Below are 14,646 nucleotides of genomic sequence, written 5' to 3'. Positions count from 1 at the left end.
GACGCTCGGGATGCTCAGGACGCCGGCACCGGGGCCGGCGGCGCCATCAGCGGGGCGGGCGGCTGGGCGCCGGGGCCGCCTGCATCCCGGGCGGAACGCGGACCTGCACCCCGGGCAACGCCCGGGCCGGCTGCATCACGGGCAACGCCCGGGCCAGCTGCATCACGGGCAACGCCCGGGCCGCCTGCGCCTCGGCCTGCTGGCCCCCGGGCCCCAGGCACCAGCCCCGGCCCGCTGAACAGCTCGCGCACCGTGTCCGCGGTTGGGCCCAGGCTGGTGGCTTCCAGCGCCGTGCCCTGCGCGCCGCGCGTGCCCCAGCCGCGCGCATGGAGCTGTGCGCCGGGTTGCAGCTGCGCGCCGTACGCGGCGCCGATGTGCGGCGGGAACCGCACGATGGTCTTGTCCGCCAGCAGCACGCCGCGCACGTCGCCGCGGTCGGTGTACAGCAGCCGCTCGATGCGCCCGCTTGCCGACATGGCGCTCAGTGCGCCGGGCTCGCGCAGGGCCCGCGAGGTGGGAGCAGTGGGCGGGGTGGAAGGGGTGGGTGGGGTGGGAGGGGCCATGCCGGGGGCGGGCGGCTGGTCGGCCACGCTGCGCCCGTTGGCGCTGAGCGACTGCATGCGCACCACCGGCACGCCGGGTGCGCGCCAGCCGCTCACCTGAACGGTGTCGCCGGGCTTCAGCGCCTGCATCACCGCCGCCGACAGGTGCGGCGGAAACGCGACCTGCGTGCCGTCGGCCAGCAACAGCCCGTCCGCGTCGCCGTTGGGGTTGATGAGCCATTGCTGCACGCGGCCGGTCGCGACCGTGCCGGCGTCGGGCGCGGCGGCAGGAGCCATGGGAGGGACGGACTGCATGGGAGGCACGGGCGGTGTGGCACCGAGCGGCGCCGGTGGCACGGGCCCGCCGGCGGGCGGCGGCGGCATCTGGGCGAAGGCGGCGCTGCCGGCCAGCAGGCAGGCGGCGGCAATGAAGGTGATGCGGGGTGTCATGGGCGGCTCCTTGAAGGGTGGATGCCCAAAGACAACTCACACAACGTGCCAGCCCCTGAATCCTTTGAAATCAACGACTTGCGCGCGATTGGCCCGCAGGCTACGGATGATTTCCGTACACCGGGTGTCCGGTTTGCGGACACCCGCGCCGGCCAGACGCCCCGCGGCTCAGTCGAGCCCGTACTGCGCCAGCTTGCGGTACAGCAGCTGGCGGTGAATGCCCAGGCGGCGCGCCGTCTCGGCGCGGTTGCCTTGGGTTTGCGCAAGCGCGTGGGCGATCAGCAGGCGCTCCAGCTTTTCGACCGCGGCGGGCAGTTCGCCGTCGAGCCATGCGGCGGGCAGCCTTTCGTCCGCACCGCCCGTGTCCACACGGGACTCCGCCCGCAGCGTCGTTCCAAGGGCCGTGGCCAGGTCCGCCCCGCCGATCACCCGGTGCCGCACCAGCGCCTGGCAGCGTTCCATCACGTTGCGCAGCTCGCGCACGTTGCCCGGCCAGGCATGGCTCAGCAGGCCCTGCGCCGCCTCGGCCGACAGCGCCTTCGGTGGCACGGCAGCATCGGCCCCGGCCGCGCGCCGCAGGAAGTGCTCCGCCAGCGGAATGATGTCGGCCAGCCGCTCGCGCAGCGGCGGCAGCCGGATCGACAGCACGTCCAGCCGGTACAGCAGGTCTTCGCGAAAACGCCCCTCGCGCACGGCGGCGGCCAGGTCGCGGTGCGTGGCCGCGACCACGCGCACGTCGACCTTCACCGTGCGGTGGCTGCCCAGCGGCGTGACTTCGCCTTCCTGCAGGGCGCGCAGTATCTTGGCCTGCACGTCCAGCGCCATGTCGCCGATCTCGTCGAGCAGCAGCACGCCGCCGTCGGCCGCGCGAAAGCACCCGGGCCGTTCGCCGGTGGCGCCGGTGAAGGCGCCGCGCACATGGCCGAAGAGCTCGCTTTCGAGCAGCTCCTTCGGAATGGCCGAGCAGTTGACGGCCACGAAAGGGCGCTCGGCGCGCGCCGAATGCCGGTGCAGGGCGCGCGCCACCATTTCCTTGCCGGTGCCCGTTTCGCCCAGCACCAGCACCGGCATCGCGTTGGCCGCGGCCAGGCCGATGCGCTTGTGCACCTCGCGCATCGCATGGCTGGGGCCGATCAGCTCGCCGCCGTCTTCTTCAGCGGCATCGGCCGAGGCTGCCGACGGCCCGTGCGCCGTGCGTTGCTGCAGCGCGCGTTCCAGCACCTCGCGCACCGCCTCGCGGCTGATCGGCTTGGCCAGGTGGTCGAAGGCGCCCAGGCGCATCGCCTCGATGGTGTTGCCCGCGCTGGAGAACGCGGTGAGCACGATCACTGGCGGCAGCCGCACCACGCGCGCCTGCAGCGCCGCCAGCGTCTGCAGCCCGTCCATGCCGGGCATGCGGTGGTCGAGGAACACCGCGTCGAAGCGCCCGCGTGTGGCCATTCCCACTGCTTCCACGGCCTTCAGGGCCTCGGCGCCGCTGGCGACGGCCACCGTGTCGTGGCCCAGGCCCTGCAGCGTCTCTGCCAGGGTGTCGCGAAACGCGTCGTCGTCGTCGACGATCAGCAGATGTGCCATGGCAGCTCCAGTTCGAAGCGGGTGCCCGCCTCCAGCGGCACGTGGCGCAGCTCGCCGCTGTGCGCCAGCGCCACCTCGCGCGCCAGCGCCAGGCCCAGCCCGGTGCCGTCGGCGCGGCCCGTGGCGAAGGGCTCGAACAGGCTGGCCTGCAGCGACGCGGGCACGCCGGCGCCGTCGTCGTCCACCCGAATCGCCAGCAGGTTCGGCTGCGCAAGCAAGGCCGCCAGCACCACGTGGCCGCCGCGCGGCGCGTGGCGCACCGCGTTGTCCAGCAGGTTGTCGACCGCGCGCGCCAGGTGCACCGGGTCGAACACGGCGCTGGCGGGCGCGTCGTGGCGCAGCGTGACCTGCACGCCGGCGGCGTCGGCCTTGGGCGCCACGGCGGCCACGCGCTCGTCGAGCCAGCGGTGCAGCACCACCTCCACCGGCGCCAGCGTCACCGGCTGCACCAGCGCCAGCAGGCTCTGCACCAGGCCGTCGAGCCGGTCGATCTGCCCGACGATGGCCTGCAGCGCCGCGCCCTGCCGCTCGGGCGTGGCGGCCAGCGCGTTCTCGGCCTTCAGCCGCATGGTGGCGATGGGGTTGCGAATTTCATGCGCGATGCCGCCCGTCATGCGGCCCAGCGCGGCCAGGCGCTGGTCGCGGCTGCGCTGCTGGGCGGCCGCGCGCAGGTGGGCGCGCGCCTCTTCGAAGCGCAGCCGGTAGCGGTTGAAGCCGTCGACGATGCGGTCCAGCTCGCGCACGCCGGTGCGCGGCAGCTCGGGCATGGCGCCGCCGTCGGCGGCGGCCTCGGCCTCGGCGCGGACCAGCCGGTTTTCCAGCCGCTGCACATGGCGCAGCCCGCGCAGCAGGATGAAGCCCAGCCACAGGCCCGAGGCCAGCACCAGCAGCAGCAGCACGCCCAGGCCGGTGCGCAGGCTGTCCTGCGCGGCCAGCGCGCCGCCGTTGGTGCGGGTCATGGTCCAGGCGGCCAGGTCGTTGCCCGGGGCGGCCAGCGGGCAGGCCGAGACGATGAGCGCCTCGCGGCTGCCGCGCACCACGTCGGTCTGCGGCTGCTGCGTGCGCGCGGCGAGCTGCGCCATTTCCACGATCAGCGGCTGCTCGGCCGCGGGCACGTCGCGCTTCACGCCGCTGCCTTCGTAGGTGGGGTAGGCGTAGGCCAGCTGCCCGCCGGCGGCCTGCCACACGCCGCCTTCCACGTGCGGCGTCTCGATCAGCACCAGCTGCAGCAGCACCTGCAGCAGGTCGACCTGCGGCTTCGCGGGGGCGGGCGGGCCGGCCGACTTGGCATAGCGCGCCGCGATGGCCCGGCACGACTGCTCGGTGGCGCCGCGCCCGGCGGCCACCTGCGCGCCGGCGCTGCTGCGGTACAGCGTGAGCATCACCACCGCCAGCGCGGCGCACATGCCGAACAGCAGCACCCAGAAGAACAGCAACTGACCGCGCAGGGATTTCATCTGCCGCGATCGTGCCCGGTGTTCGGGCCGCGGCGCGTCAGCCGGGGTCGCGTTCGCGCAGTTCGCGCAGCTCGCGCTTGAGCACCTTGCCGATGGCGCTGCGCGGCAGCTCGTCGATGAAGCGCAGCCGCGCCAGGCGCTGGGTCTTGCCGAGCTGGTCGTTGGTCCACTGCAGCAGCGCCTGCTCGGTGGTGGCGTCGCCGTCCTTGCGCACCACGAAGGCCACCGGCGTCTCGCCCCATTGCTCGGAAGGCACGCCGACCACCGCCACGTCGGCCACCGCGGCATGGCCGCGCAGCACGGCCTCGAGGTCGCTCGGGTAGATGTTGAAGCCGCCGCTGATGATCATGTCCTTCTTGCGGTCGAACAGCGTGAGGAAGCCGTCGGCGTCGAAGCGGCCCACGTCGCCCGTGCGGATGAAGCGCTTGCCCGTGGCGTCGAACCACTCGGCCTCGCGCGTCTTCTCGGGCTGGCGGTGGTAGCCGGTCATCATGCCGGCGGAGTGGCCCACCACCTCACCGGCGGGATGTCCCGCCACCTCTCCGTTGGCGTCGAGCTGGTCGCGCGGCAGCTCGTTGCCCGCCTCGTCGATCAGGCGGATGTCGCTGCCCGGCGCGGCCTGGCCCACGGTGTGCAGCTTGGTCGGGTGCAGGTGCGCCTCCAGGATGCAGGTGCCGCCGCCCTCGGTCATGCCGTAGAACTCGATGAGCCCGCCCGGCCAGCGCCTGAGCACGTCTGCCTTCAGCGCCGCGTTGAAGGGCGCGCTGGTGCTGAACTTGAACCTGTAGCTCGACAGGTCGTGTTCGCCGAAGCGCGGGTGGGCCATCAGCCGCTGGTACTGCACCGGCACGAGCATGGTGTGCGTCACGCCGTGCTTCACCGCCAGCTGCAGGTAGCCCAGCGCGTCGAACTTGGGCATCAGCACCACGCAGCCGCCGAAGGCGATGGTCGGGAAGAACACCACCAGCGTGGTGTTGGAGTAGAGCGGCGTCGACAGCAGCGTGACGGTGCTGCTGTCGTACTCGTACTTGGCGCCGCGCTGCACATGGGCCCAGCGCATGCCGTGGCCCTGCACGATGCCCTTGGGCTCGCCGGTGGTGCCCGACGAATAGATGATGTTGAAGGGCCACGCGGGCTGCGCCTCCACTGGTGCCGGCCGGGCGCCGGCCGGTGCCAGCCACGCCTCGAACGCGGCGCCGACCTGCGAGCCGTCGAGCGCGATGCGGCCGATGCCGCCCGGCACCGCGGGGCCGATGACCTCGGCGGCCGAGGCGTCGCTGAACAGGAGGCGCGCGTCGGCGTCGGACATCATGCGCGCCAGGCTGGCGGGCGTGGAGCCGGGCGCCAGCGGTGCCACGGCCACGCCCGCGCGCAGCGCGCCCAGGAACACGGCCGCGTAGTTCACCGACGAGGCCGCGCACACGGCAATGGCGTCGCCGGGTTGCAGGCCGTCGCGCTGCAGGCTGGCGGCGATGCGGTCCATCAGCGCGTCGAGCGCGCGGTAGTCCAGCGTGTGCTGCGCGTCGGCCAGGGCGGGGCGGTCGGGCGTGTGTTGGGCGTGGAGGCGAACCAGGTCGGCAATGGCGCCGAATTCGCGTTCCATCGCGGCTTGAAAAACGGGGTGCATGAGAGAGTCGGTCCTTCCATCTTGGCCAGCCGGCAGGATAGCGGAGCCATCTTTTTCGGCCAGCGCCTTGGCGACGCGTCAGTTGCCGCTCAGCCAGGCGGCGCCACCATGGCCGCGCGCAGCCGCTTGCATCGTGGCCGCTTTTTGCTGCGACGACGGCTAACACACGGGCAACACACGGGCAACGCACGCGCCGCAGGCCAACGTGCACCCGCGGCACCTCGATTCCAACCAGGAGCTTTCCCATGGGGCTACTCGACATCCTCCAGCAGGCCATCGGCAACCACGACGCCGACGCCCACATCGACCAGGTCGCGCAGCACGCCTCCACCGACGAGCTCGGCGCGGGGCTCGCCGCGGCCATGCGCTCCGACCAGACGCCGCCTTTCGGCGACACCGTGGGCAAGCTGTTCGGCCAGTCGACGCCGACGCAGCAGGCCGGCGTGCTCAACCAGATCCTGGCCACGCTCGGCCCGGCGGCCGCCTCGGCGCTGGCCGGTGGCGTGCTCGGGCGCCTGCTGCAGCCGGGGCAGACGCAGGTCACGCCCGACCAGGCCTCGCAGCTCTCGCCCGCGCAGGTCACCGAGATTGCCGCGCACGCCGAGCAGCAGCATGCCGGCGTGATCGACCAGGTGAGCCAGTTCTATGCGCAGCACTCGGGCCTGATCAAGACGCTGGGGGGCGCGGCCATCGCCATCGCGCTGGCCAAGATGAAAGAGAACGCGACGCGAAGCTGACGTTGCGGGCACCCGGCGTCCGGTTCAGCGGGCCGAGGCCGTGGTCTCGGCCTGGGTCTGCGTCTGCGTCTGCGTCTGCTCGTTCGCGGTGTTGCCGCCGCCGCCCATCACCTTGTAGAGCGTGATGCGGTTGCTCTGCTCCGACAGGCGCAGGCCGATCAGCGTCTGCTGCGCCGTGTACAGCGAGCGCTGCGCGTCCAGCACCTCCAGGTAGCTGTAGCTGCCGTTGCGGTACAGCGCGTTCGACAGCGTGTAGCTCTTCTGCGTGGCGTCCACCAGCGACTGCTGCGCCGCCAGCTGCTCGCCCAGCGAGGCGCGCGTGGCCAGCGCGTCGGCCACTTCGCGGAACGCGGTCTGCACGGTCTTCTCGTAGGTGGCGAGCTCGATCTCGCGCTGCGCCTTGGCCGCGTCCAGGCTGGCGCGGTTGCTGCCCGCGTTGAAGATCGGCAGGCTGAGCGAGGGCGCGAAGCTCCACGCGCCGCTGCCGCCCTTGAACAGGCCCGACAGCGCCGTGCTCGACGCGCCCGCGCTCGCCGTCAGCGAAATGCTCGGAAAGAAAGCCGCGCGCGCGGCGCCGATGTCGGCATTGGCGCCCTGCAGCGTGTGCTCGGCGGCCAGCACGTCGGGCCGCTGCTGCAGCAGCGCAGAGGGCAGGCCGGCGGGCACGTCCACCAGGGCGCTGGCCGGCGTGGCGGCTGGCGTGTCCGGGGTGCCGGGGGTGCCGAGGGTAGGCAGCATGTCGTCGGGCACCGTGGCGCCGGCCAGCAGGTCGAGCGCGTTGCGGTCCAGCGCCACCTGCGCGGTGTAGCTGGCCACGTCCACGCGCGCCGAGTCCACGGTGGTCTGCGCCTGCGCGAGCGTCAGCGCCGAGCTGGCGCCCAGCGCGTGCATGCGCCCGGTGAGCGCGTAGGAGCGCTGCTGGCTGGCCAGCGTGTCCTGCGCGAGCTGCAGCCGCGCGTGGTCGGCCGCCAGCGTGAGCCAGGCCGAGGCCACCTCCGCCACCAGGCTGATCTGCGTGCCGCGGCGCGTGGCCTCGGTCGACAGATAGCTCTGCAGCGCCGCCTCGTTCAGGTTGCGCACGCGCCCGAACAGGTCGAGCTCGTAGCTGCTGAAGCCCAGCGCCGCGCTGTACTGCGTGCCGATGGCCGAGGTGCCGCTGCTGCTCGCGGCGGCCGCGGTGCGCTGGCGCGTGGCACCGGCCGTGGCCGCGACGCTGGGGAACAGCTCGGCGCGCTGCACGCCGTACTGCGCGCGCGCCTTCTCGATGTTCTGCACCGCCACGCGCAGGTCGCGGTTGTTGGCCAGCGCCAGCGCGACAGTGCGGCGCAGCCGCGCGTCGGTGATGAAGTCTTGCCAGCCGGTGAGGCCGGCGAGGGGCGTGGGCGCATCGGCCTTGGTGGCCGTCGGAGTGGGCCAGGCAGAGGCGACCGGCGCGTCCGGCCGCGAGTAGACGGGCGCGAGGTTGACGCAGCCGGCCAGCAGCGCGAGCGCGGCGGCAGCCGGCGCACAGAGTCGAAGGTGCACAAGGGTCATGGTGTTCCCGCTTCGGGGAGCGAGGGCGGCATCTGCGCCGCAGTGGAGCCGGGTTGGGGTTGGAACGGGAGCGGGCCCTTCGGCGCGAAGAAGCGCCGGATGACGACGAAGAACATCGGCACGAAGAAGATGCCCAGCGCCGTGGCGCTCGCCACGCCGCCCAGCACGCCCACGCCGATGGCGCGTCGGCTGCCCGAGCCCGCGCCGGTGCTCAACGCCAGCGGCAGCACGCCGAACATGAAGGCCAGCGAGGTCATGAGGATGGGCCGCAGCCGCAGGCGCACGGCCTGCAGCGTGGCGTCGACCAGGGCCATGCCCTCGTCCTGCAGCTGCTTGGCGAACTCCACGATCAGGATGGCGTTCTTCGCCGACAGCCCCACCGTGGCCAGCAGCCCCACCTGGAAGTACACGTCGTTCGACAGCCCCGCGAACTTCGTGGCCAGCACCGCGCCCAGCACGCCCAGCGGCACCACCAAGATCACCGAGAACGGCACCGACCAGCTCTCGTACAGCGCGGCCAGGCACAGGAACACGAACAGGATCGACACCGCGTAAAGCAGCGGCGCCTGCGAGCCCGACAGCCGCTCCTGGTAGGAGCTGCCCGCCCATTCGTAGCCGATGCCCTGCGGCAGCTGCTTCATGATGCGTTCCACCGCCGCCATGGCCGCGCCCGAGCTCAAGCCCGCGGCCGGGTCGCCGATGAGCTCGAACGACGACATGCCGTTGTAGCGCGACAGCTGCGGCGAACCATAGGTCCAGCGGCTGCTCGCGAAGGCCGAGAACGGCACCATCTCGCTGCTGGCGTTGCGCACGTACCAGCTGTCCACGCTGTCGGGCTGCATGCGAAAGGGCGCGTCGGCCTGCACGTAGACCTTCTTCACGCGGCCGTTGTTCACGAAGTCGTTCACGTAGCTGCCGCCCATGGCGCTGGAGAGCGTGTCGTTGATGTCGGCGGTGGAAAGGCTCAGCGCGGCGGCCTTGCGGTCGTCGATGTCGATGGCGAACTGCGGCGTGTCGTCCAGGTTGTTGCTGCGTACCTGGCTGAGCGCCGGGTCCTTGCGCGCCAGCGCCAGGAACTGCTCGCGCGCCTTCACCAGCGCGTCGTGGCCGATGCCGCCCAGGTCTTGCAGCTGCACGTCGAAGCCAGCGTTGGAGCCCAGGCCGCGCACCGCCGGCGGCAGCATGACGAACACGCTGGCGTTGCCCGCGCGCGCCGACATCTCCTGCGTGAAGCGGCGCGCCAGCGAGGCGGCGTCCTGCCCCTTGCCGCCCCGCTTGCTCCAGTCTTTCAGCGTGATGAAGGCGTTGCCCGTGGCCTGGTCGCCGCTCAGCCCGCTGAGGGTGATGAAGTGGCTGACCTCCTTCTGCGCGGCCAGGTAGGCCTCGAAGCTTTTCATGGTCTGCTGCAGCTGCTCGTCGGTGGCGCTGGCGGGCAGCTTCACCTGCGTCATGAGCGTGCCCTGGTCTTCGTCGGGCAGGAAGGAAGTGGGCAGGCGCATGAAAGTCAGCGCCATCACGCCCGCCAGCAGCGCGTACACCAGCAGGCTGCGCTTGCCGCGGCGCAGCAGGCCGCCCACGCCCGAGCGGTAGCGCTCGGCGTTGCGCTCGAAGCTGCGGTTGAACCAGCCGAAGAAGCGTCCCGACAGGCCCGAGCGCGGTGAATGTCCACCCTCGGTGGGCGGCTTCAGCAAGGTGGCGCACAGCGCCGGCGACAGCGTGAGCGCCACCACCACCGACAGCAGCATCGCCGCCACGATGGTCACCGAGAACTGCCGGTAGATCACGCCCGTGGAACCACCGAAGAAGGCCATGGGAACGAACACCGCCGACAGCACCAGCGCAATGCCCACCAGCGCGCCGGTGATCTCGCGCATCGACTTGCGCGTGGCCTCCTTGGGCGAGAGCCCTTCCTCGGCCATGAGCCGCTCCACGTTCTCCACCACCACGATGGCGTCGTCCACCAGCAGGCCGATGGCCAGCACCATGCCGAACATGGTGAGCGTGTTGATCGAGTAGCCCAGCAGCGCCAGCACGCCGAAGGTGCCCAGCAGCACCACCGGCACCGCGATGGCGGGCACCAGCGTGGCGCGCAGGTTCTGCAGGAAGAGATACATGATGAGTACCACCAGCACCATCGCCTCGACCAGCGTCTTGGCCACCTCTTCGATGGAAATTCGCACGAAGGGCGTGGTGTCGTAGCCGACCACGGCCGTCATCCGGTTCGGAAAGAAGGGCTCCAGCTCGGCGAGCTTGGCCTTCACCGCGTTGGACACCGTGAGCGCGTTGGCGCCGGTGGCCAGCTTCACGCCCATGCCGGCGGAGGCCTTGCCGTCGAAGCGGGTGTTGATGGTGTAGCTCTCGCTGCCCAGCTCGATGCGCGCCACGTCGCCCAGGCGCACCACCGAGCCCGCGCTGTCCGACTTGACGATCACCTCGCGGAACTGGTCGGCCGTGCGCAGCTTGCTGCGCGCGGTGATGGTGGCCGTGAGCCGCTGGCCCACGGTGGCGGGCAGCGCGCCGAGCTGGCCGGCCGACACCTCGGTGTTCTGGCTGGTGAGCGCGCTGGTCACGTCCGACGGCATCAGCGCGTACTTCTGCAGCTTCGACGGGTCGAGCCAGATGCGCATGGCATAGCCCGAGCCCAGCGCCTGCACGTCGCCCACGCCGTCGATGCGGCTCACCACGTCGAGCAGGCTGCTGGAGATGTAGTCGCCGATGTCGGTGGCCGAGGCGCTGCCGTCCCGCGAGGTGAGCGAGACGATCATCAGGAAGTCGGTGCCCGACTTGGTGACCGTCACGCCCTGGCTCTGCACCGACTGCGGCAGCTGCGACATGGCCTGCTGCAGCTTGTTCTGCACCTGCATCTGCGCCACGTCGGCGTTGGTGCCGGCCTCGAAGGTGAGCTCGATGCGCGCGGTGCCCGAGGAGGTGCTGCTTGAGGACATCGAGGTCAGCCGGTCGAGCCCTTTCATCTTCTGCTCGATGACCTGGGTGACCGAGTCTTCGATGGTCTTGGCCGACGCGCCCGGGTAGGTGGCGTTGATGGAGACCTTGGTGGGGGCGATGTCGGGGTATTGCTCCAGCGGCAGCGTGCCGATGGACAGCGCCCCCGCCAGCATGATGACGATGGCGATGACCCACGCGAAGATGGGCCGGTCGATGAAGAAGCGTGCCATGTGCGTGGGGCCTCAGCGGGTGGTGGCGACGGTGGCCGTCGTGGTCGTGCTCGTGGCAGCAGTGGCGACCGCGGTGTCGGCGGCGGCCACCGGCTTGACCGTGTCGCCCGCCTTCACCTTCAGCGAGCCCTCGACGATCACGCGCTCGCCGGCCTTCAGCCCCTCGGTCACCTGCCAGCGGTTGCCCACCGCGCGCGACACCTTCAGCGCGCGCTTCTCGACCTTGTCGTCGGCCGTGACCACCAGCGCCGAGGCGTCGCCGCTCGCGGTGCGGCTCACGCCCTGCTGCGGCACCAGCAGGGCCTGCTCGGCCACGCCTTCCTCGAGCACGGCGCGCACGTACATGCCGGGCAGCAGCGTGCGCTCGGGGTTGGGCACCAGGATGCGCAGCGTGACCGCGCCGGTGCCCTCGTTGACGGTGACGCTGGAGAACTGCAGGCGCCCGGGGTGCGCGTAGGCGGTGCCGTCTTCGAGCATCAGCTGCACGGTGGCTTCGTTGCCGTTGCCAGTGCCGTTGTCCTTCCCATTGCCGCTGTCTGCGCTCTTGAGCGCGCCGCTGGCGAGTTCGCGCCGCAGCCGCAGCAGCTCGGTGGTCGACTGCGTCACGTCGACGTGGATCGGGTCGAGCTGCTGCACGGTGGTGAGCGCCGTGGTCTGGCTGGCCGTGACCAGCGCGCCCGGCGTGACGCTGGACGCCTCGATGCGCCCCGCGATGGGCGCGGTGATGCGCGTGAAGCCGAGGTTGATGCGCGCCGTGTCCAGCGCGGCGCGCGCCACGCCGAGGTCGGCCTGGGCCTGCTGCAGCGTGGCCTGGCTGTCGTCGTTGGCCTGCTGGCTCACCGCGTCGATCTTCGCGAGCTCGGCGTTGCGGCGCGCGGCGGTCTTCGCGGCGTTGAGCGTGGCCTCGGCCTTGGCGACGCTGGCCTGCGCGCTGGCGTAGGCGGCCTTGTAGCTGGCCGGGTCCAGCTGGTAGAGCACCTGCCCGGCCTTAACCAGCGCGCCCTCCTCGAAGAGGCGCTGCTGCACGATGCCGCCGACCTGCGGGCGTATCTCGGCGCTCAGCCGGGCCCGCGTGCGGCCCGACAGCTCGGTGGTGATGGGCTGGTTCTCCGCATGCAGCGTGACCACGCCGACTTGCGCGACAGCGGAATCGGAAGGGGCTTGCGGCGGCGCGGACGAAGCGCCGGAACACCCCGCGATGCCGCCCAGCAGCCCGAGGGCCAGGGCGCACGCGAGGCCGGTGCGGGTGAGGCGAGAAGACGTGTGCGGGTTTCGCATGTGCGGGTTCCAATCAGGTTGGAATCCATGGTCTTCAGCGAATGTGGAGCCAATGTGAAGGTCCGCCGGCACGCGCGGCCATGGCGCGCGCGGTGCACCGCGCGGGTGTCTTCTGGCTTATCTTGTGGGCCTTCATGAAGATCAGCATCACCACCAAGCTCTTTCTCGCCGTGCTGGCCACCGCCGTGCTGGCCGTGGTCGCCATGGGTGCGGCCTCGCGCTGGAACTTCGAGCGCGGCTTTGTCGGCTACCTCAACGAGCAGGGCGTGGAGCGCATGGACGCGGTGCTGCCCAACGCGGTGGCGGCCTACCGGCAGCACGGCAACTGGGACTTTCTGCGCGACGACCCCAGGCCCTGGTTCGAGATCATGCGGCCCGGCCCGTCGGCGAACGGCGAGCGCTTCGAGCCGGGGCGTTCGCCTTCGCCGGTGTCCGATCTCACGGGGGCGGTGCTGCGCATCGCGCTGCGCGATGCCGACCGCCACGTGATCGCCGGCTTCAGGCAGGTGAGCGACAACGCCACCGAGCGCGCCGTGGTGGTCGACGGCAAGACCGTGGGCTGGGTGGTGATGACGCCGTTCCAGAGCGTGAGCGAGGCCGGCGACCAGCGCTTCCAGCAGAACCAGGCGCGCGCGAGCTGGGTCATCGGCAGCCTGTGCGTGCTGCTGGCCGCGGGCATCGCGTGGTGGATCGCGCGGGTGCTGCTGGGGCCCGTGAAGCGCGTGGCCGCGGCCACCCACCGGCTGGCGGCGGGCGACTACGAAAGCCGCGTGGCCGTGGCCTCGCACGACGAGGTGGGGCAGCTGGCGCGCGACTTCAATTCGCTGGCGAACACGCTGCAGCGCAACGAGCGCATGCGCCGCGAGTTCATGGCCGACGTGTCGCACGAGCTGCGCACGCCGCTGGGCGTGCTGCACGGCGAGCTGGAAGCGATGGAAGACGGCGTGCGCCGGCTCGACGCGCAGGCGGTGCGCTCGCTGCAGCACGAGGTGGGCATGCTCAACAAGCTGGTGACCGACCTGTACGACCTGTCGCTGGCCGACGTGGGGGCGCTCGCGTACCGCAAGGCCGACGTGGACCTGCGCGAGCTGGTCGAACTGAGCGTCGACGCCTTCCGCGAGCGGCTGGCGTCGGCGGGCCTGCGGCTCGAGCTGGTGCTGCCCGCGCAGCCGCTGGTGGCGTTCGCCGACGAGCGGCGCATGCAGCAGCTGTTCAGCAACCTGGTGCTCAACAGCTGCCGCTACACCGACGCGGGCGGCGTGCTGCGCGTCGAGGCGCGCGAAGAAGGTGCGCTGCTGGCCATCGACCTGATGGACTCGGCACCGGGCGTGGACGCGGCGCAGTTGCCGCAGCTGTTCGAGCGCTTCTTTCGCGGCGAGGGCTCGCGCAACCGCGCAAGCGGCGGCGCGGGGCTGGGCCTGTCGATCTGCCGCAGCATCGTGGAGGCGCATGGCGGCACCATCGAGGCCAAGGCCTCGCCGCTGGGCGGCGTGTGGGTGGCGATTCGCTTGCCCCGCGCCTGAAACACGCCAGGCAACAGGGCACACCACGATGAGCGACAAGCCACTTTCTACCCCCGCGACCGCGCATGTACTGATCGTCGAGGACGAGCCGCGCATGGCCGCGCTGCTGGCCGACTACCTGCAGGCCTCGGGCTACACGTCGGCATGGCTGGCCAACGGGCTGGAGGTGGTGCCCAGCGTGAAGGCGCGCCGGCCCGACGTGGTGCTGCTCGACCTGATGCTGCCCGGGCAGGACGGCATGAGCGTGTGCCGCGAGCTGCGCCAGTTCAGCGACGTGCCGGTCATCATGCTGACCGCGCGCGTGGAAGAGGCCGACCGGCTGATGGGGCTGGAGATCGGCGCGGACGACTACATCTGCAAGACCCCCTTCAGCCCGCGCGAGGTGGTGGCGCGGGTGAAGGCGCTGTTGCGGCGCAGCGGCCTCGGTGGGCAGTCGGCGCGCGCGGTGTCGCCGCTGCAGATCGACGCGCAGGGCTACAAGGCCTCGTGGCAGGGCGTGCCGCTGGACCTCACGCCCATCGAGTTCCGCCTGCTGAAGGCGCTGGCCGATGCGCGCGGGCGCGTGCTGTCGCGCGACAGGCTGCTCGACCACGTGCACGCCGACCAGCGCGCGGTGACCGATCGCGCGGTCGACAGCCATGTGAAGAACCTGCGGCGCAAGCTGGACGCGGCCAGCGGCGGGCAGGAGCTGATCCGCTCGATCTACGGGGTGGGCTACCGGCTGGACGTGATGTAGGGGCCGCGCGGC

General features: G+C 71.7%; 10 protein-coding genes. 3 read left to right on the top strand and 7 right to left on the bottom strand.

Annotation, left to right across the window (positions count from 1 at the left end):
- Positions 1-14: 14 nt before the first annotated feature.
- The 4 genes from AB6807_RS08580 to AB6807_RS08565 all read right to left on the bottom strand — a co-directional run bounded on the left by AB6807_RS08580 (position 15) and on the right by AB6807_RS08565 (position 5,627).
- Positions 15-992 (bottom strand): hypothetical protein, encoded by a 978-nt coding sequence (locus tag AB6807_RS08580; protein WP_371084251.1) that lies wholly within the window; start codon positions 990-992, stop codon positions 15-17.
- Between the two features lie 168 nt (positions 993-1,160).
- Entirely contained in the window at positions 1,161-2,567 is a 1,407-nt protein-coding gene (locus tag AB6807_RS08575) for a sigma-54-dependent transcriptional regulator (protein ID WP_371084250.1), read from the bottom strand.
- Complete coding sequence (locus tag AB6807_RS08570) at positions 2,552-4,024, bottom strand: sensor histidine kinase (protein WP_371084249.1); 1,473 nt, start codon at positions 4,022-4,024, stop codon at positions 2,552-2,554. The genes AB6807_RS08575 and AB6807_RS08570 overlap by 16 nt, the downstream gene beginning before the upstream one ends.
- 37 nt (positions 4,025-4,061) lie before the next feature.
- Entirely contained in the window at positions 4,062-5,627 is a 1,566-nt protein-coding gene (locus AB6807_RS08565) for a class I adenylate-forming enzyme family protein (protein ID WP_371084714.1), read from the bottom strand.
- Positions 5,628-5,896: 269 nt separating this feature from the next.
- Here AB6807_RS08565 and AB6807_RS08560 point away from each other — a divergent pair, with 269 nt between their 5' ends.
- On the top strand, positions 5,897-6,388 hold the full coding sequence (locus tag AB6807_RS08560; RefSeq protein ID WP_371084248.1) for a hypothetical protein: 492 nt from the start codon (positions 5,897-5,899) through the stop codon (positions 6,386-6,388).
- Positions 6,389-6,412: 24 nt separating this feature from the next.
- On the opposite strand, the gene AB6807_RS08555 is transcribed toward AB6807_RS08560, so the two are convergent.
- From AB6807_RS08555 to AB6807_RS08545, 3 genes are read right to left on the bottom strand one after another with little or no spacing between them, the layout of a single operon-like run.
- Positions 6,413-7,921, bottom strand: a complete 1,509-nt coding sequence (locus tag AB6807_RS08555) for an efflux transporter outer membrane subunit (protein WP_371084247.1) — start codon at positions 7,919-7,921, stop codon at positions 6,413-6,415.
- Positions 7,918-11,097 carry an efflux RND transporter permease subunit gene (locus tag AB6807_RS08550; RefSeq protein WP_371084246.1) on the bottom strand — a complete coding sequence of 1,060 codons (3,180 nt, stop codon included), beginning with the start codon at positions 11,095-11,097 and terminating at the stop codon, positions 7,918-7,920. The genes AB6807_RS08555 and AB6807_RS08550 overlap by 4 nt, the downstream gene beginning before the upstream one ends.
- 12 nt (positions 11,098-11,109) lie before the next feature.
- Positions 11,110-12,375 carry an efflux RND transporter periplasmic adaptor subunit gene (locus tag AB6807_RS08545; RefSeq protein ID WP_371084245.1) on the bottom strand — a complete coding sequence of 422 codons (1,266 nt, stop codon included), beginning with the start codon at positions 12,373-12,375 and terminating at the stop codon, positions 11,110-11,112.
- A gap of 134 nt (positions 12,376-12,509) precedes the next feature.
- Here AB6807_RS08545 and baeS point away from each other — a divergent pair, with 134 nt between their 5' ends.
- Positions 12,510-13,898, top strand: coding sequence for a sensor histidine kinase efflux regulator BaeS (gene baeS / locus AB6807_RS08540; RefSeq protein WP_371084244.1), 1,389 nt, complete (start codon positions 12,510-12,512; stop codon positions 13,896-13,898).
- A 28-nt stretch (positions 13,899-13,926) separates the two neighbouring features.
- Positions 13,927-14,634, top strand: a complete 708-nt coding sequence (locus tag AB6807_RS08535) for a response regulator (RefSeq protein ID WP_371084243.1) — start codon at positions 13,927-13,929, stop codon at positions 14,632-14,634.
- Positions 14,635-14,646: the final 12 nt, after the last annotated feature.

This window comes from Variovorax sp. RCC_210 (assembly GCF_041355175.1).
GTDB lineage: Bacteria > Pseudomonadota > Gammaproteobacteria > Burkholderiales > Burkholderiaceae_C > Variovorax.
The sequence above is the reverse complement of the archived record's forward strand: the minus strand, read 5'-3'. Positions and strand labels throughout refer to the sequence as shown.